At 69.8% G+C, this 16734-nt stretch carries 17 protein-coding genes; 11 read left to right on the forward strand and 6 right to left on the reverse strand.

Annotation, left to right across the window (positions count from 1 at the left end; genetic code table 11):
• Positions 1-11: 11 nt before the first annotated feature.
• Complete coding sequence (locus ACFVMC_RS11945) at positions 12-971, reverse strand: MerR family transcriptional regulator (RefSeq protein WP_379209321.1); 960 nt, start codon at positions 969-971, stop codon at positions 12-14.
• 70 nt (positions 972-1041) lie between these two features.
• Between ACFVMC_RS11945 and ACFVMC_RS11950 the strand changes: the two genes are divergently transcribed.
• On the forward strand, positions 1042-1647 hold the full coding sequence (locus ACFVMC_RS11950) for a maleylpyruvate isomerase family mycothiol-dependent enzyme (RefSeq protein ID WP_379209322.1): 606 nt from the start codon (positions 1042-1044) through the stop codon (positions 1645-1647).
• A 229-nt stretch (positions 1648-1876) separates the two neighbouring features.
• Here the strand turns inward: ACFVMC_RS11950 and ACFVMC_RS11955 are convergent, their stop codons facing one another.
• Together ACFVMC_RS11955 and ACFVMC_RS11960 are read right to left on the reverse strand one after the other, a co-directional pair.
• Entirely contained in the window at positions 1877-2215 is a 339-nt protein-coding gene (locus tag ACFVMC_RS11955; RefSeq protein ID WP_379209324.1) for a hypothetical protein, read from the reverse strand.
• 83 nt (positions 2216-2298) lie between these two features.
• Positions 2299-2805, reverse strand: a complete 507-nt coding sequence (locus ACFVMC_RS11960; protein ID WP_379209325.1) for a MarR family winged helix-turn-helix transcriptional regulator — start codon at positions 2803-2805, stop codon at positions 2299-2301.
• A gap of 44 nt (positions 2806-2849) precedes the next feature.
• Between ACFVMC_RS11960 and ACFVMC_RS11965 the strand changes: the two genes are divergently transcribed.
• Positions 2850-4049, forward strand: coding sequence for an MFS transporter (locus tag ACFVMC_RS11965; RefSeq protein WP_379209327.1), 1200 nt, complete (start codon positions 2850-2852; stop codon positions 4047-4049).
• Here ACFVMC_RS11965 and ACFVMC_RS11970 read toward each other — a convergent pair.
• Positions 4046-5458 carry a glycosyltransferase gene (locus ACFVMC_RS11970; protein WP_379209329.1) on the reverse strand — a complete coding sequence of 471 codons (1413 nt, stop codon included), beginning with the start codon at positions 5456-5458 and terminating at the stop codon, positions 4046-4048. The genes ACFVMC_RS11965 and ACFVMC_RS11970 overlap by 4 nt on opposite strands.
• A 285-nt stretch (positions 5459-5743) precedes the next feature.
• Here ACFVMC_RS11970 and ACFVMC_RS11975 point away from each other — a divergent pair, with 285 nt between their 5' ends.
• From ACFVMC_RS11975 to ligA, 4 genes are all read left to right on the forward strand, one after another.
• Complete coding sequence (locus ACFVMC_RS11975; protein WP_379209331.1) at positions 5744-6964, forward strand: cysteine desulfurase family protein; 1221 nt, start codon at positions 5744-5746, stop codon at positions 6962-6964.
• Positions 6964-8076, forward strand: a complete 1113-nt coding sequence (mnmA, locus tag ACFVMC_RS11980) for a tRNA 2-thiouridine(34) synthase MnmA (protein WP_379209333.1) — start codon at positions 6964-6966, stop codon at positions 8074-8076. Before ACFVMC_RS11975 ends, mnmA begins: the two co-directional genes overlap by 1 nt.
• A 127-nt stretch (positions 8077-8203) precedes the next feature.
• Entirely contained in the window at positions 8204-9247 is a 1044-nt protein-coding gene (locus ACFVMC_RS11985) for a methionine synthase (protein WP_379209545.1), read from the forward strand.
• A 69-nt stretch (positions 9248-9316) separates the two neighbouring features.
• A complete protein-coding gene (gene ligA / locus ACFVMC_RS11990) occupies positions 9317-11413 on the forward strand; it encodes an NAD-dependent DNA ligase LigA (RefSeq protein WP_379209334.1) in 2097 nt (698 codons plus the stop codon).
• Positions 11414-11430: 17 nt separating this feature from the next.
• Here ligA and ACFVMC_RS11995 read toward each other — a convergent pair whose 3' ends face one another.
• Complete coding sequence (locus ACFVMC_RS11995) at positions 11431-11745, reverse strand: putative quinol monooxygenase (RefSeq protein ID WP_379209335.1); 315 nt, start codon at positions 11743-11745, stop codon at positions 11431-11433.
• Between the two features lie 137 nt (positions 11746-11882).
• Here ACFVMC_RS11995 and ACFVMC_RS12000 point away from each other — a divergent pair, with 137 nt between their 5' ends.
• Positions 11883-12584, forward strand: a complete 702-nt coding sequence (locus ACFVMC_RS12000) for an SDR family NAD(P)-dependent oxidoreductase (protein WP_379209337.1) — start codon at positions 11883-11885, stop codon at positions 12582-12584.
• Positions 12581-13609 carry an S-adenosylmethionine:tRNA ribosyltransferase-isomerase gene (locus tag ACFVMC_RS12005; RefSeq protein WP_379209339.1) on the forward strand — a complete coding sequence of 343 codons (1029 nt, stop codon included), beginning with the start codon at positions 12581-12583 and terminating at the stop codon, positions 13607-13609. The genes ACFVMC_RS12000 and ACFVMC_RS12005 overlap by 4 nt, the downstream gene beginning before the upstream one ends.
• A 126-nt stretch (positions 13610-13735) precedes the next feature.
• Here ACFVMC_RS12005 and ACFVMC_RS12010 read toward each other — a convergent pair whose 3' ends face one another.
• On the reverse strand, positions 13736-14059 hold the full coding sequence (locus ACFVMC_RS12010; RefSeq protein WP_379209341.1) for a hypothetical protein: 324 nt from the start codon (positions 14057-14059) through the stop codon (positions 13736-13738).
• Positions 14060-14572: 513 nt separating this feature from the next.
• Here ACFVMC_RS12010 and ACFVMC_RS12015 point away from each other — a divergent pair.
• The 3 genes from ACFVMC_RS12015 to ACFVMC_RS12025 are packed head-to-tail and all read left to right on the forward strand — an operon-like array spanning position 14573 to position 16723.
• On the forward strand, positions 14573-15817 hold the full coding sequence (locus ACFVMC_RS12015; protein WP_379209343.1) for an ATP/GTP-binding protein: 1245 nt from the start codon (positions 14573-14575) through the stop codon (positions 15815-15817).
• A 14-nt stretch (positions 15818-15831) separates the two neighbouring features.
• Positions 15832-16173 (forward strand): hypothetical protein, encoded by a 342-nt coding sequence (locus tag ACFVMC_RS12020; RefSeq protein WP_379209345.1) that lies wholly within the window; start codon positions 15832-15834, stop codon positions 16171-16173.
• Between the two features lie 43 nt (positions 16174-16216).
• The gene (locus tag ACFVMC_RS12025; RefSeq protein WP_379209347.1) at positions 16217-16723 is read left to right on the forward strand and encodes a GNAT family N-acetyltransferase; all 507 of its coding nucleotides are present in this window, start codon (positions 16217-16219) and stop codon (positions 16721-16723) included.
• The last annotated feature ends 11 nt before the right edge of the window (positions 16724-16734 follow it).

The raw sequence follows: 16734 nt of genomic DNA on the forward strand, positions 1-16734 counted from the left end.
GTAGCCCGGCGTCATCGGATCCGCGCTGAGCGGTTCATGGGTGACCGGCGCGGTCCGGCGTCCACCGGATCGAGGGCCATCGAGTGTTCCAGTGCTCGGTGGAGCCAGAGTTGGGCGGCTCCGCTCGTGTCCGGGCCGACCAGGGTACTGGTGAGGGTCCAGTAGCGGTGGATCCACGGGTCGGTCTCGCGGGAGGCCCGGTAGAGCCGGTTTCGGAAGCCCGGGGTGTCGGTGATGCCCCGGGCGTCGGCGTGGGCGGCGACGAAGTGATCGAGTGCCGGGCCGGGACGAGGTTCGGAGCCGAGTAGCGGGGCGACCTGCGCACCCGCTTCGGCGAGGCCGACCAGGAGTCCGCGGCGGTCGCGGATATCCGCCGGCCTGGATCGCCAGATGCTCTGCGACATGGTCGCTTTCGCGTGCGGAGCCGACAGGTGCGCGACGAGTTCGGCGAAGGTGAGTAGTTGGTTCGGAGTGGGGTCCGCGGGGAGTTTCGGAAGGTTCATGGCGGCGAATCCTTCGAACAGTGCGGCGGGCAGCGGGCCGAGCAGGCGTCGCCAGAAGTCCGTCATCCGGTCCTCGGCGGGGCCTCGATTCACCACTGCGGCAAGGAGATCGAGGCGTTGTGAACGCTGCGCGGTGGCGCTGTCCTCGAGCGCTCGCAGCGTCGCGTGCCGCCAGGTCAGTGCCGCCACTTCGGCGCTGACAGCGGCGCGCTCGGCGGCGATCGCCTCGGCGGACGATCTGCTTCCGTCGAGAACCGCGGTGGCCGTGGGTAATCCGATCCCCAGGCGACGGAGTTGCCGCAGTGTCGTGAGCCGCGCGACGGCGTCGGCCGCGAAGGTCCGGTGCCCGCCGGAGGTGCGCTCGCACACGAGTACGCCCTCGTCGCAATAGAACCGGATGGTGCGCACCGCGACTCCGGTGCGCCGGGACAGCTCGCCGATCCCGATCCGTGCTGTGTCGTCGCTCACGTTCGCTGGAACCTCCACCGGGCTGGAGTTTCTACCGTACCGGCGAACCTCGAGACAAGGAGTGCAGCCGATGAGTGACGAACACGTATGGGACGCGGTGGCCGCCGAACGCCGGAGCCTGGTCCGGCTGCTGGAAGATCTGCCCGAATCTTGCTGGGATCACCCGTCCCTGTGCGATGGCTGGCGGGTCCGTGATGTCGTTGCCCATGTGGTGCTCTCGGCGGATGCGAGCCTGGGCTGGATTGTGCGGGAACTGATCCGGGCCTACGGCAGCCTGGACCGCGCCATCCGCGACACCGCCATCAGGCACGCAGACCGCACGTCCACCGATGCGCTGCTGGCCGAATTGCGCGCCGGAATCCCGGCTCGCACCACCGCCCTCGGAACCACCCCGGCCGACCGCCTGATGGACCTGCTGGTCCACGGCCAGGACATCGCCGTCCCGCTCGGCATCGCACGCGAAATGCCCACTGCGGCAGCCAGAACCGCGGCGATCCGAATATGGACGACGGGTGCCCCGTTTCATGCCCGCAAGAAGCTGCGCGGCTACCGGCTGATCGCATCGGACGCTGACTGGTCGGCCGGCGCCGGCCACCCGATCACCGCCCCGATCGCCATCCTGCTGATGGTGCTGACCGGACGAACGGAGATCGGCGCGATCGCCGATCACCGGTGAATCGGCTCGTGCCGTATCCCGCTGCGACACCGACGAATTCACAGGTCGCGCCCTGGTCCGGCGGCGTCATGCGCTGTCGACTCTCGGTCCCTCGGCACGGGTCGCGATCGATGTCACGCGGAGAACCGGCGGGGCATGGTCGTTGTCGACGCGGTGCCGAGGGTGGTGGGCACGTCTGTTGCCAACGCTTCGGCATCGGCTCCTGGGCGCGGTCGTCGATGACACCTGGTTATTCGAGGTCGCGTCGCGAGCTGTCGCCGATCGGGAACGTCTCACTGCGCCCGCGCGCCTCCAGGCGTCCGTCACCCCAGCTCGCGCTGCCGTAGGCGTCCACTTCGACGGCGTACTGACCGGCGGTCAGGGAATCCGGCAAACGTAGTGTCGCGTAGGGGTTCTTGTCGATGGTGTCGAGATACATCCGCTCGGGTTCGCCGGGGGCGACGACGAAGATCCGCGCGTACTCCAGCCGGTCGGTGGCGTCGGCCGCCCATCGGACGGTGAGTGATGTGTCCGCGCGGAACTCGACCGTGACGCGCAAGGCACTCGCGGGTTCGCCGTGCTGCTTCACGGGCCCTCCTCGGCTGCCGAATCGGCTGCGCCGCCGCGCGCTCCGGAATCCAGGCCGGCACGGATATCGGGCCGAGGCAAACATCAGCCCGGGAGGGTCTGGTTCAGTTTGCGCATCAGGGCGATCAGCGTGTCGCGCTCGTTCTCGGTGAGCCCTGCGACCAAGCGCTGTTCGTTTCGCAGATGCTCGGTCATCGCGGTGTCGATGAGCGTCAGCCCGCGGTCGGTGAGCTGGATCAGGCGGCCGCGGGCGTCGTCGTCGGCGGCGCGGCGCCGGACCAGCCCGGCGCGTTCGAGCCGGTCGACGCGTTTGGTGACCGCGCCGGACGTCACCATCGTCGATCCGCGCAGATCGCCCGCGCTGAGTTCGAACGGTGCGCCGTGGCGACGCAGGGTGGCCAGGACGTCGAACTCGCCGCGGGTCAGATCGTAGTCGGCGAAGACCCGGCCCAGTCGTTCCTCGAGCGCCCAGTGCAGGCGGCTGATCCGGCCGACCACCTGGATCGGGCGCGGGTCCAAATCGGGGCGCTCGCGACGCCACTGGCCTTCGATGTGGTCGATGGCGTCGAGTTCGGCGGGGGCGCGGTTCACCGCCCGAGTTTGACATAGTTTCCTGGGAAACTAACATAATTTCCATGGAAACTATCTCCACGGCGCCGTCCGCGCTCAGATCCTGGGCGAGCGTCGCCGCCATCACGGCCAGTTTGTTCGTCTTCGTCACCACCGAGCTCATGCCCGTCGGCCTGCTCACCCCGATGAGCGCCAGCCTGAGCATCTCCGTCGGCATCGCCGGATTGATGGTCACCCTGTACGGACTCTCCGCCGGACTGGGCGCGCCGTTCATCGTGGCCTGGGCCGCGCGGGTGGATCGGCGGCGGCTGCTGTCGGCGCTGCTGGTGGTGCTGGTCGTGGGCAATCTCGTGACGGCGCTGTCCCCGAGCTATCCGGTGGTGCTCGGCGTGCGACTGATCATGGGCTTCGCCAACGGCGTGTTCTGGGCGATCGGCGTGAGCATGGCCATGCGAGTGGTAGCGGAACGGCACGCCAGCCGCGCGGCCGCGATCGCCCTGTCCGGCATCTCGGTCGCCACCGTCGTCGGCATACCGCTGGGGACCTTCCTGGAGAGTCTGACCAGCTGGCGCACCACCTTCCTGATCTGGAGCGCGCTCGGCGCGGTGGTGCTGCTCGCGGTCGCCACCGTGGTGCCCGCGCTGTCCTCGGACAACGCGGTGCCGGTCCGCGAGGTCTTCTGGCTGCCGCTGCGCAATCCCGGACTGCGGGTGGTGCTGTTCGCCGTCACGCTGTACGTCCTCGGCCACTTCGGCGCCTACACCTTCGTACGCCCGTTCCTGGAGGAGAACTCCGCCGCCACACCGGCATTCATCGCCACCCTGCTGATCATCTACGGCGTCGGCGGCGCGACCGGCAACTTCGTCGCCGGCTACACCGTGACCAGGAATCCGCGGCTCAGCTTCCTGGTCGCGGGCATCGGGCTGGTGGTGTCCCTGCTGCTGCTTCTCGTCCTCGGCGACTCGACGGTCGGTTCGGTCCTGGCCATGGGCCTGTGGGGCGTGTCCTTCGGTGCGGCGAATCTCTGCCAGATCAACTTGGTGCTGGCCGCGGCCCCGGACACCTTCGAGGCCGCCATGTCGATCAACACGCTCTGCTACAACACCGCGATCGCCCTCGGAGCCCTGGCCGGCGGCCTGTTCGCCGACCATGTCGGCGTCACCGGCGCGGTCTGGTTCGGCGTCGCGCTCATGGCGGCGTCACTCCTGATCACCCTCGCCGCCCGCCGCACCAGCCCCACCCCGGAACCGGCCCCGGTCGCCTAGTGCGCGGTCTTGTCCCAGCTGTACGGGGAAACGACCAGCTGGTGGGCCGCCCGCCAGCCGGCGATCCACCACAGCACCGACCCGTACAGCGGGACGAACACCGCCTGCCACGACGCTTGCCCGACCCGGGCGGCACCGGTGTAGGTGATGACGATCCAGCCGACGATCGAGGCGACCTGAGCGCCGATCGCCGGGAGCACCCACGCGGCACCGGTCGGCGACCAGGCCAACCCGGTGACCGCGAGCAGGTCGAGGGCGAGCAGGATCGGCTGCGCGATGGCCGTGACCGGCGCGCTCGCGATCATCCCGAGCAGCGACACCAGACCCGCGCCGCCGAAGCGGCGCCACGTGCGGCCGGGGTGGCGGGTGTGCACGACGGTGGTCATCAGGAAGCCTTTCAGCCATCGGGTGCGCTGGCGGACGAAGCCGCTCGCGGTGTGGACGGCGGGCTCCCAGGTGATGGTGTCCGACATCTCGACGCGATAGCCCAGGGCGGCGCAGCGCATACCGATATCGGCGTCCTCGGTCACATTCCACGCGTCCCATCCGCCCAGCGTGCGCAGGATCGCGGTGCGAAAGTGATTGCTGGTACCGCCGAGCGGGATCGGCAGGCCCAGGCGCAGCATGCCGGGCATCAGGAGCCCGAAGCGCAGCGCGTACTCCATGGCGAACTGCCGCGTCAGCCAGTTCCGGTCGCCGTTGTCGTAGAACAGTTGTGCCTGGACCACGGCCAGGCGGTCATCGGCGGCGGCGAATCGAGCGGCGATCCGCCGCAGTTGGTCGAGCTCGGGCCGATCCTCGGCATCGAAGATCACCAGTAGTTCCCCGCGCGCCAGCCGCAGCCCCATATTCACCGACCGAGGCTTCGTCCGCGGCTCACCGGGCGGAAGCTCTACGATCCGAACGAACGCCGGTGGGTCGGCCGACAGCGCGGCCCGCGCGGTCGCCGGATCGTGTCGTTCGACCAGGATCAGCACTTCGAGCCGATCGTGCGGGTAGTCGAGTTCGGCCAAATGCCGTACCAGATCGGCGATTACGGTACTTTCGTCGTAGGCGGGCACCAGCACCGTGTAGTGCGGTAGCTCCACCTCCGGCAGCGGTGCGACCTCGATGCGGTCCCGGCGGGTCCCGGCGCAGGCCACTACGGCATTGAGGAGACTGAATCCCGTCACCAGCGCGGCCAACAGGACGAGCGCCACGAGCGGAGCCAGCGCGACGGTGATCGATATGCCCACGACGACAACCACCACAGTGAGCCGTTGCCAGCGCGCGAACCCGCTGCGCGCCGCCATATCCGGGTAACGCCGGGTGAAGCCGTAGGCGATCTCGTCAGCCGCCTCGGACGGCCATTCTCGCAGGATCCTTGGGCGCGAATCGATTTCACGTCGATGGACCGGCGTATTCGGCATGCGGCTCCTAGCAGCGGCGGCGACCTACCCCGCAGCCACGTCGCCCCTCGGGTTGCCGCGGGCTCGCGGCGGTCGTTCCGCACAACCCTGGCACAGGGTTCACCGCAGACGCGGGGTCGTGTGGGCTGCGCCGCACCTGTGACCCGATCGCGTAGCGGCCCCGGGCCGGGGGCGGAGGGAATACCGAAGGGGGGCCGGTGGTTGCGCAGTCGAGGAGGGATCGCGGACGGGGCGGTCGATACCCGGAGATTGCGCAGGTCAACGATGGGATACGCTTTATCGGTCATGAAGTCGGGTCTATCGGGCGGTGCTGCGCCCAAGACGGTCTACCTCGATCACGCGGCCACCACTCCGATGCTGCCTGCGGCGATCGAGGCGATGAGTGCTGCGCTGGCCATGCCCGGTAACGCGTCCTCGCTGCACGGGTCGGGGCGCGCCGCGCGGCGCATGCTCGAGGAGGCGCGGGAATCGATCGCGGCGGATCTGGGCGCGCGGCCCTCGGAGGTCATCTTCACCTCCGGCGGGACCGAGAGCGACAATCTGGCCGTCAAGGGCATCTACTGGGCGCGCCGTGATGCCGAGCCGGTGCGGACCCGGATCATCAGTTCCTCGATCGAGCATCACGCGGTGCTGGACGCGATCGAATGGCTGGTGCGCCACGAGGGCGCGCAGGTGACCTGGCTGCCGGTGGATTCCGATGGTGTGGTGGCCCCACGGGTGTTGCGCGCCGCGCTGGCCGAGCACGCGGACGAGGCCGCGCTGGTCACCGTGATGTGGGCCAACAACGAGGTCGGCAGTATTCAGCCGATCCGCGAATTGGCTGCGGTGGCAGCGGAATTCGGCGTGCCCATGCACAGCGACGCGATCCAGGCGGCAGCGCAGCTGCCCATCGACTTCGCGGCCAGCGGGCTGTCGGCCGCGAGTTTCGCCGGCCACAAGATCGGCGGCCCGCACGGGGTCGGCGTGCTGCTGCTGGGCCGTCAGGTGGCCTGCGTGCCGCTGCTGCACGGCGGCGGACACGAGCGCGATCTGCGTTCGGGCACCTCCGATACCGCCGCGGCGGTCGGCTTCGCCACCGCGCTGCACCAGGCCGTCGCCGAATTGCCTACGCGGGCAGCCGAATTGACGGCACTGCGGGACGAGCTGATCGAGCGGGTGCGCGTGGAGGTGCCGGACGCGGTGCTCAACGGCCCGATCGGCGCCGCCCGCCTGCCCGGCAGTGCACACTTCAGATTCCCCGGCTGCGAAGGTGATTCGCTGCTGATGCTGCTGGACGCGGCCGGAATCGAATGCTCGACCGGCTCGGCGTGCAACGCCGGCGTCGCCGAGCCGAGTCATGTTCTGATCGCCATGGGTGTGGAGCCCTGGCAGGCGCGCGGCTCGCTGCGCTTCTCGTTGGGGCACACCTCGACGCGCGCCGATGTCGACGCCCTGGTGCGAGTGTTGCCCCAGGTGGTGGAGCGAGCCCGGGCAGCCGGTCTCGCCGGTGCGAAAGGTGGTGTGTGATGCGGGTACTCGCGGCGATGAGCGGTGGTGTGGATTCGGCCGTGGCGGCGGCACGCGCCGTCGATGCCGGACACGACGTGGTGGGTGTGCATCTGGCGCTGTCCGCGTCACCGGGCACGCTGCGCACCGGATCGCGGGGCTGCTGCTCCAAGGAGGATGCCGGTGACGCCCGCCGCGCCGCCGATGTGCTCGGAATCCCGTTCTACGTCTGGGATTTCGCCGAACGCTTCAAGGAAGACGTGATCGACGATTTCGTCGCGGCCTACGCGGCGGGGGAGACCCCGAATCCGTGCCTGCGCTGCAACGAGAAGATCAAGTTCTCGGCGCTGGCGGATCGGGCGGCGGCGCTCGGCTTCGACGCGGTGGTCACCGGCCATTACGCGCGGCTCGAGGACGGCGTGCTGCGCCGAGCCGTGGACGCCGACAAGGACCAGTCCTATGTGCTCGCGGTGCTGACCGCCGACCAGCTCGCGCGCGCCATGTTCCCGGTCGGCGACACCCCGAAGCCGCGGATCCGCGAGGAGGCCGCCGAGCGGGGGCTCGCGGTCGCGAACAAGCCCGACTCCCACGACATCTGCTTCATTCCCTCCGGTGACACCCGCGCCTTCCTGGGCGCGAAGATCGGCATCCGGCCGGGTGCGGTGGTCGACTCCGACGGCACCAAGCTCGCCGAGCACGACGGCGTGCACGGGTTCACCATCGGCCAGCGCAAGGGGCTCGGCCTGCCCGGGCCCGGCGCCGACGGCAAGCCGCGCTATGTCACCGGCATCGATCCCGATTCCGGCACCGTCCGGGTGGGGTCGGTCGAGGATCTGCAGGTGTGGACGGTGCTGGCCGACCGTGCCATCTGGACCTCCGGCGCGGCGCCGGCCGGGCCGATCGAGTGCGTCGCGCAGGTGCGCGCGCACGGCGGGACCGCGCCCGCGGTCGCCGAGGCGGTCGGTGACGGTATGGTCGTGCGGCTGCGCGAGCCGTTGACCGGCGTCGCCAAGGGACAGGCGGTGGTGCTCTATCGTCCGGACACCGAGGGTGACGAGGTGATCGGCAGCGGCACCATCTCCGGTACCGAGGCCCGCTCGGCGGCCGCCGAAAACGGTGCTGCCGCACAGTGATTCCATCTGTTCGTGGTCGCGCCGAGCCTCTGATCGGTAGCCGGTGTTCGCTCCGTGCCGCAGATGGTGCCGCCACTGCGGCCCGTGATCAGATGACCTTCGATTCGGGTAGGGCGTAGTGGGCGATATCGGAACCGAGGCCGCGCGCCTGCTGCCCGGCGGCATCGCGACCGCGGTCGGATCGTGGCCGGGCACCGACCCGCGCGAGGCGGCCGCGACCGTGCTCGGCGAGCTTCCGGATCTGGCGCACCTGGTCGAATTGCCCGGGCGCGGTGTGGGTTCGGACCTGCTCGGTCGTATGTCACCGCTGCTGGTGGACCTGCGTTTCGACACCACCACCCGCGGCTATCGGCTCGCGTCCCGGCCCGGCGCGGTGTCTCGCCGCGCTCATGATCTGCTGCGTGCCGATCTCGACGCGCTCGAAGAAGCCTGGGAGACAACGGGTTCCGCTGGTACCGGCCGAGTGCTGAAGGTGCAGGCGGCCGGGCCGCTGACATTGGCCGCTCAGGTCGAACTGCCGGGCGGGCACCGGATTCTCACCGATTCCGGTGCGGTGCGCGATCTTTCGGAATCGCTCGCCGAGGGCTTGGCCGTGCATGTGGCCGAGGTGCGCAAGCGGCTCGGCGCGGAAATCGTCGTGCAGCTGGATGAACCGTCGCTGACCGATGTGCTGGAAGGCACCCTGCGCGGTGTGAGTGTGTTGAACACCGTGCGCGCGGTGCCCGCGCCCGAGGCGCTCGCGGTGCTGGACGCGGTGATCACCGCACAAGCGGCGCCGGTGCTGGTCCATACCTGTGCCGCGCCGCCCGCGATCGGGTTCCTGCGGGGCAGCGCCGCCGCAGCCCTCGGCTTCGATCTCGCCACCATCGGTACCCGCGATCTGGACGCGATCGGCGAAACCCTGGACGCCGGAAAGCAATTGGTGCTCGGCCTGGTGCCGACCACCGCCCCGCCGACGCCGCCGACCTGGCGTGCGATCGCCGAACCCGCGGTGCGGCTGATCGATCGGCTCGGCTTCGGGCGTCGGCTGCTCGCCGAGCGGATTCTGCTCAGCCCGGCGTGCGGGCTCGGCTCCGCCCCGCTGCCGTGGGCCCGCCGGGCCTTGACGCTGGCCACCGAGGCGGCTCGCGCGCTCGCCGACGAACCGGAGTCGCTGAGCTTCGGGCAGTAGTGTTCCGGCAGCCGAATCTCCAGCCTGACGTGCCCGAACGTGTCGGTGGGGTGGGCTAGGGTGCCTGGTGTGAGCGACAGTGCCGAACCCCAGAACGCGCCTGCCCCGGCGTCGGCGGAGCTGCGCGTGCAGTGGCAGCGCTTGGCCGACGAGGTGCGCGAGCACCAATTCCGGTACTACGTGCGGGACGCGCCGATCATCTCCGACGGCGAATTCGACACGCTGCTGCGTCGATTGCAGGCGCTGGAGGAGCAGTACCCCGATCTGCGGACGCCCGATTCGCCGACCCAGCTGGTCGGCGGTGGATTCGCGACCGATTTCACCGCGGTCGACCATCTCGAGCGCATGCTGTCGCTGGACAACGTGTTCGATGTCGACGAGTTGCGGGCGTGGGCGGGCCGGGTCGAGGCCGAAGCCGGGCCCGAGCTGCACTATCTGTGCGAGGTGAAGATCGACGGTGTCGCACTGAACCTGGTGTACGAACAGGGCCGATTGGTGCGCGGTGCCACCCGTGGCGATGGTCGCACCGGCGAGGATGTCACCCTGAACGCGCGCACCATCGACGACATCCCCGGCGAGCTGACTCCGAGCGCGGAGTTCCCGATCCCGGCCCTGCTCGAGGTGCGCGGTGAGGCCTACATGCGGCTCGAGGATTTCGCGACGCTCAATGCCGCGATCGTGGCGGAAGGCAAACCGCCGTACGCGAATCCGCGCAACACCGCGGCCGGCTCACTGCGGCAGAAGGACCCCGCGGTGACGGCGCGCCGCCGTCTGCGGATGATCTGCCACGGCTTCGGCCGGATCGAGGGCTACGCGCCCACCTCACAGCACGAGGCCTATCGGGCGTTGACCGCCTGGGGGCTGCCGGTCTCCGAGCACACCCGGCTCGTGCGGGGGATCGATGCGGTGATCGAGCGGGTGGCCTACTGGGGTGAGCACCGCCACGATATCGAGCACGAGATCGACGGCCAGGTCGTCAAGATCGACGAGACGGCGTTCCAGCGCCGCCTCGGGGCTACCTCGCGCGCCCCGCGCTGGGCCATCGCCTACAAGTACCCACCGGAGGAGGCGACCACCAAGCTGCGCGACATTCAGGTGAATGTCGGTCGCACCGGGCGGGTCACGCCGTTCGCGGTGATGGAACCGGTGTCCATCGCGGGGTCGACGGTGGCCATGGCCACGCTGCACAACGCGGACGAGGTGCGGCGCAAGGGCGTGCTGATCGGCGACACGGTCACCATTCGCAAAGCCGGTGATGTGATTCCCGAGGTGCTCGGTCCGGTGGTGGACGCGCGCACCGGCGACGAACGCGAATTCGTCATGCCGACGCACTGTCCCGAATGCGGTACCGAACTCGCCCCCGCCAAAGCCGGGGATGTCGACATCCGCTGTCCCAACCAGCAGTTCTGCCCGGCGCAATTGCGCGAGCGGGTTTTCCATATGGCTGGGCGCGGCGCCTTCGATATCGAGGCGCTCGGCTACGAGGCGGCGGTCGACCTGCTCGATGCGGGCGCGATCGGCGACGAGGGCGATCTGTTCGATCTGGACGCGGCCGATCTGCTCACCACCTCGCTGTTCGCCAACAAGGACGGCGAGCTGTCGGCCAATGGCAAACGGCTGCTGGAGAATCTGGAGTCGGCGAAGGATCGGCCGCTGTGGCGGGTGCTGGTCGGGCTTTCCATCCGCCACGTCGGCCCGACCGCCGCGCGGGCGCTGGCCGCCGAATTCGGCAGCATGGAACGGATCATGGCGGCCTCGGCCGAGGAGCTGGGCGCCGCCGACGGTGTCGGCCCGACCATCGCGACCGCGGCCGCGGAATGGTTCACCGTGCCCTGGCACCGGGCCATCGTGGACAAGTGGGCTGCGGCGGGCGTGCGGATGGCCGACGAGCGCGACGAGTCGATCGAGCGGAACCTCGAGGGCCTGTCGATCGTGGTAACCGGTTCCCTGCAAGGGTTTACGCGCGACGGCGCCAAGGAGGCGATCCTGGTGCGCGGCGGCAAGGCCGCGGGTTCGGTCTCGAAGAAGACGGCGTTCGTGGTCATCGGTGACGCGCCCGGCACCAAGGCCGCCAAGGCCGAGGAACTGGGTGTGCCGATCCTGGACGAGGCCGGTTTCCGGCGGCTGCTGGCGGAGGGGCCCGAGGCGGTCACCCCCGGCGAGTAGCCGCGCGGGCGAGCGCATCAGCTCTTCGGCGGTACCGAGTTCGCGCCGGTGAACAGCTGGACGTCGCGGGTCTCGACCAGAGGGACCACTGTGCCGAGGCCGATGCGGGTGAAATGCTCGGCGGCGCGGTGCGCCTCGAAAGCGGCCGCGTCGGTGTACTTCTCCACCGAGAGGAAGCGTTCGGGCTGCTCGGTGGAGCGGAAGAGATCGTAGGCGCGGCATCCGGGTTCGGTGCGGCAGGCGGCGGCGAGTTCCTCGAGGGCCGCGCCGAGTTGCTCGGCGTGCTCGGGTTTGGCGGTGACGTCGGCGATCACGACCACGGTCGAATCCATCGGTGCTCCTCTGCTCTGAGCTCGTGACGTTAGCGCGGTCGCGGTCCGCGGACCACGGTTATCCGCGCACGGCGAACAGACCTTGACCTGAAGTATTCTTCAGGTATCACGATGGTGGTGACTGGCAGGAGGTCACCATGAATCATCAACGCAATGCCTTGATCACCGGCGCGTCGGCAGGTCTCGGGCGCGCGCTCGCCGCGGAACTGGTCCGCCGCGGGTGGCGGGTCGTCGGCACCGGGCGGCGCGCGGACCGGCTCGAGCGGGTCGCGGCCGAGCTGGGCGGGGGGTTCCAGCCGGTGCTCGGCGATATCGGCGATCCGGTGCATCGGGCGCGGCTGACCGAGATCGTCGAGGCGCTGGGGCGGCTCGATCTGGTCGTGAACAATGCGAGCGCGCTGGGGCCGAGCCCGCTGCCCGCGCTGGCGGACTATTCGCTCGATCGGCTCGAGCAGGTGTATCGCACCAATGTCGTCGCGCCGCTGGCAGTTCTACAGAGCACACTGCCGCTACTGGGCGCGAGCGACGGTGTCGCGGTGAACATCAGCTCGGATGCCGGCGTCGAGCCGTATCCCGGCTGGGGTGGTTACGGATCGTCCAAGGCCGCCCTCGACCAGCTCACCGCCGTACTGGCCGCCGAGCACCCGGCCCTGTCGATCTACGCTTTCGACCCCGGCGACATGCGCACCGAGATGCACCAGGCCGCCTTCCCGGGCGAGGACATCTCCGATCGTCCCACCCCGGAAACGGTGGTGCCCGCGCTGCTCCGCCTGATCGAGCAGCGCCCCCGAAGCGCGCGCTATACCCGCGCCGACTTCGCGTCGGAGGCTGTCCGATGACGGTGATCCTGGACGAGCGGTCGTTCGTGCTGCCGCCGGAGCGGAACGCGGTGCAGCCGCCGGAGGCGCGGGGGCTGAGGCGCGACGAGGTGCGGCTACTGGTGGCGCGAGATGGGGTGACGCACGGGCGGTTTCACGAACTACCCGAGCATGTGCGCGCCGGTGACCTTGTGGTGGTGAACAATTCGGCGACCCTGAACGCGGCGGTGGACGGGCTGCTCGGGGATCGGGCGGTGGCGCTGCACCTGTCCACCTGGCTGGATGATGGGTGCTGGGTTGTGGAGGTGCGGCTGCCGGAGCGGACACCGTTCCCGGATGATCAGCTGGCGGCCGGTGATGTAGTGCGATTGCCAGACGGCGGCACCGCGACCCTGCTCGCGCCCTGGCTGCCGCCCGCGCGCCGGTTGTGGGCCGCGCGGCTGACCGTCGATCCGCACGAACTCATGCGCGAGCACGGCCACCCGATCACGTATTCCTATGTGCCACAGCGCTGGTCGGCTTCGTACTACACCACGGTCTTCGGACGGATCCCGGGCAGCGCGGAAATGCCCAGCGCCGCACGGCCGTTCACCGACCGGCTGGTGCTGGATCTGATCACCGCCGGCGTGGGCGTCGCGCCGATCACCCTGCACACCGGTGTCTCCTCGCCGGAAGCCGGCGAACCGCCCAGCCCGGAACGCTTCTCGGTGCCCGCCGGCACCGCCCGGCTGGTCAACAACACGAAGGCCGCCGGCGGCCGGGTGATCGCGGTCGGCACCACGGTGACTCGCGCCCTGGAATCGGCCGTCGATCCGACGGGCCGCGTCCACCCTGCTTCGGGCTGGACCGAACTCGTGCTCGGCGCCGATCATCCGGCCCGCGTCGTCGACGGCCTTATAACCGGCTGGCACGCGCCCGGCGCCTCCCACCTGGACCTACTCGTCGCGGTCGCAGGGGAACGCGCGGTGCGCGACGCCTACGCGGCCGCCCTCGCCACCGGCTACCTCTGGCACGAGTTCGGTGACAGTGCGCTACTCCTGCGCTGAGTTCGCGCGAATTCCTGACGCCGGCGCGGCGGGGGATTCGGCGGCTCGGACCATTGGTTGGGCCGCATCGGAGGTCGCTGTGGCTATTCGGATGTGCCACGACCGGGGCCAGTGATGGCGTCCGGGCTAGGAGATCACGACCTCGGCGGAGGTTTGGGCGGGCAGCGGGATCTGGGTGCAGTGGCCCGGGTCGAGTTCGCGGTCGATCGGCTTGGCGCGGTAGCCGGCGTATTCGACGTGCACGGTGACCCGCACGTCGCCGACCGAGCAGACCTTGGAGACCCAGCGCGGAGAGGAGTAGGTGGTCGAACCGGATTGGCAGACGTTGTCGCCGCCCTCGAAGAAGATCCGCGCGGTGCCGTCGGGGCAGGGCGCGCCCGCCGCGGCCTCGGGCACGAAGAAGACCGAGCCCAACCCCATCGCGGCGATGACCGCGCCTCGAAGTGCCACCCGCCGTACTGAAATTTCCATCGCAAACCCACTCGCTCGAAACTTTCGCACCGCATCGCACACGGCAACGACTGCGCCCAGCATGCTAGTGCCCCGGCCCGCCCCTGTCCCCTGTTCGATCGGCCGAACCGCGCCGGCCCGCTCGCCCTCATCCGCATTCGCGCCGGTCCAGGGCCTGATCCGCAACCGCGAACCCAGCATTCGTCCAGGTGTGCGCGAACAGCGGGATCGGCATTCACCGCGGCTGCGAGCTCACCCCACCGGCAGTCGTGGTCATGCGGCTGAGCTATCGCTGCCCGTTCGTCGGGTGGCCGCCGCGCGGTCATGGCTGAACCGGCCCGTTGGCCGCCGCACAGCCACGGCTGGAGGGCCCGATTGCTCGCCGCGCCGCGCCAGCCCGATTGTCGCGACAGCCGCCGGACCGGCCCTGGCTCGAGCGTTTCGGCGACCCTGCAGGCGCAACTTCGGAGGTCTGGTGTCGCGACCTTCGCGCCCAGGCGCGAGGATGGCAGCGTGTTGCGGAGCTTTCAGGTGGAGAATCATCGCTCGCTGGCCCAGCGCCAGGAGCTGCGGCTGTATCGCGGGAGCGGCCCGGTGGCGGTGCCGGTGACGGCGGTGCACGGTGCGGCGGCGGCCGGCAAGTCCAGTTTGATCGGGGCGCTGGGGCAGATGCGGGACGCGGTCCTGCATTCGGTGACCGGCTGGGATCCCTACGCCGGCCCGGCGCGCACGCCGCATCTCGGATCCCCGGACAAGCCAACGGAATTCGTGGCCGCGTTCGTCGCCGAGGGCGTGCCCTACACCTACGGCTTTCGACTGGACCACGCCGACGTGACCGCGGAGTGGCTGCACACCCAGCCGCGCAACCGGAAACGTATCGTCTTCGAGCGCAACGGCGATCAGATCAAGGTCGGCCCGATGTTCGAGGCCGCGCGCTACGGAATCGCCGCGCTGGTTCCGCTGGTGCGCCCGAATGCGCTGCTGCTCAGCCTGGCCGGGCAGATGTACGCGGAGGCGCTGGTCCCCGCCTACCGGTGGTTCGCGTCATTGCTGGAGGTGCAGCTGGGTGCGCCGGACCCGGTCGAGGTGGCGCATCGACTGGGCGGGCACGTCTCCCGGTCCGCCGACCACGCCGCTCGCCTGCTGCTGCTGTTGCGCACCGCCGACCTGGGCATCACGGATCTGCTTGTCGCCGAACATGATCCGATGTACGCAGACTATCTGCGGGAACTCGACACCGATATTGCCGCGACCGCCGAGCAGGCCGACCTGTGCGCGAGCTCACCCGCCCACGCCGAGAACCTGTTGCGCGCCAACGGAATCACGCCGCTGCTGCTCGACCGCGAACTGGCGAATCTGCGCGCCGCCCGCGACGCGCTCTACACCCGGATGGTCGACCGGCGCGGTACGAGGCTGGGCCTGGTGCACGCGGGGATCGCCACCCCGTTCGACATCGGCGACGAATCCGCCGCCACCCTGTCGCTGCTGCGTTTGCTGCCGACCATGTTGGACGCGCTCGACGGCGGCCGGGTACTGGCCGTCGACGACTTGGGCCTGCATCTGCCCGCCGAACAGACCGACCGTCTGATCCAGCTGTTCCAGAATCCGGAGACCAATTCCCGTGGCGCCCAGCTGATCTACACCACGAACAATCGCACGCTGATCGACCGCGGTAACGGCCGCTCGCAGCGCACCCGCACCGCTGTCTGGCAGATCCGGCGCACCGAGGACGGCGTCAGCGAGCTGGCCGCGCTCTAACTAGGATGGGTGGCATGGAATTCGTGTTTCTCGTGGTCATGGTGGTCGTCCTGGCCGCCCTGATCGTGCCGCTGGTGCGTGGGCGGGCAGGAGCGCGAACGATGGCGCAGCCCGAGAGCGGCTCGGTGTATGTCACCGGGATCAGTCCGCGCCCGTTCGAGGGCACCGAGGAATTCGTCACGATCACCGGTCAGCTGAGCGGTCCGACCGTCTCGGAGATGGTCGTATACGGCCGCTGGGTCTGGGCCGTGGAGCAGTGGCCGACGGTGGGCGAGTTCATTCCGGTGGTCTATCCGGCGGGGAAGCCGGATCGCTGGCAGCCCGTGCACCCCGGTGCGCGGTCGCTGTGGGGGTAGCCGCGCCACCGCGGTCGGCGCGTCTGCTGGCAGTATGCCGGGTATGGGTGCACACGATGCCGCGCTCGTCATCCGGGACGCGACCCCGGTCGAGTACGACGCGATCGGCGAACTGACCGTCGAGGTCTATGTGGGTGAGGGCTATGTCCGGCCGGACAGCCCCTACACCGCCGAACTGGGCGATACCGCCACCCGGGCGGCCGCGGCGCGGATCCTGGTGGCGCTGCACGAGGGCCGGGTCGTCGGCTCGCTGACCGTGGCGCCGCCCGGCACCCCGTACGCCGAGATCGCCCGGCCGGGTGAGCTGGAGTTCCGGATGCTGGCGGTGTCGAAGCTGGCGCGTGGCCTGGGCGCGGGTTCGGCGCTGGTCCGCACCGTGCTGGGACTCGCCGAGGCCGACGGCTACGAGGCGGTGGCGCTCACCACCATGCCCGCGATGGTCGATGCCCGCCGGATCTACGACCGGCTCGGGTTCGTCCCGGTGCCCGAACGCGACTGGCGCACCACCGCCGGTGAGCAACTACGGGTGCTCAGACTGCAACTGGGTTGAGCCGCACCTGA

The organism is Nocardia sp. NPDC127579, assembly GCF_042672005.1.
Taxonomy (GTDB): domain Bacteria; phylum Actinomycetota; class Actinomycetes; order Mycobacteriales; family Mycobacteriaceae; genus Nocardia.

What these genes read in the sequence shown, in the direction of transcription:
- mnmA (WP_379209333.1), top strand. Translation starts at nt 6,964, where the DNA reads ATGCGGGTACTCGCGGCGATGAGCGGTGGTGTGGATTCGGCCGTGGCG.
- ACFVMC_RS11950 (WP_379209322.1), top strand. Translation starts at nt 1,042, where the DNA reads ATGAGTGACGAACACGTATGGGACGCGGTGGCCGCCGAACGCCGGAGC.
- ACFVMC_RS11975 (WP_379209331.1), top strand. Translation starts at nt 5,744, where the DNA reads ATGAAGTCGGGTCTATCGGGCGGTGCTGCGCCCAAGACGGTCTACCTC.
- ACFVMC_RS11970 (WP_379209329.1), bottom strand. Translation starts at nt 5,458, where the DNA reads ATGCCGAATACGCCGGTCCATCGACGTGAAATCGATTCGCGCCCAAGG.
- ACFVMC_RS12005 (WP_379209339.1), top strand. Translation starts at nt 12,581, where the DNA reads ATGACGGTGATCCTGGACGAGCGGTCGTTCGTGCTGCCGCCGGAGCGG.
- ACFVMC_RS12025 (WP_379209347.1), top strand. Translation starts at nt 16,217, where the DNA reads ATGGGTGCACACGATGCCGCGCTCGTCATCCGGGACGCGACCCCGGTC.
- ACFVMC_RS11965 (WP_379209327.1), top strand. Translation starts at nt 2,850, where the DNA reads ATGGAAACTATCTCCACGGCGCCGTCCGCGCTCAGATCCTGGGCGAGC.
- ACFVMC_RS12020 (WP_379209345.1), top strand. Translation starts at nt 15,832, where the DNA reads ATGGAATTCGTGTTTCTCGTGGTCATGGTGGTCGTCCTGGCCGCCCTG.
- ACFVMC_RS11995 (WP_379209335.1), bottom strand. Translation starts at nt 11,745, where the DNA reads ATGGATTCGACCGTGGTCGTGATCGCCGACGTCACCGCCAAACCCGAG.
- ACFVMC_RS12000 (WP_379209337.1), top strand. Translation starts at nt 11,883, where the DNA reads ATGAATCATCAACGCAATGCCTTGATCACCGGCGCGTCGGCAGGTCTC.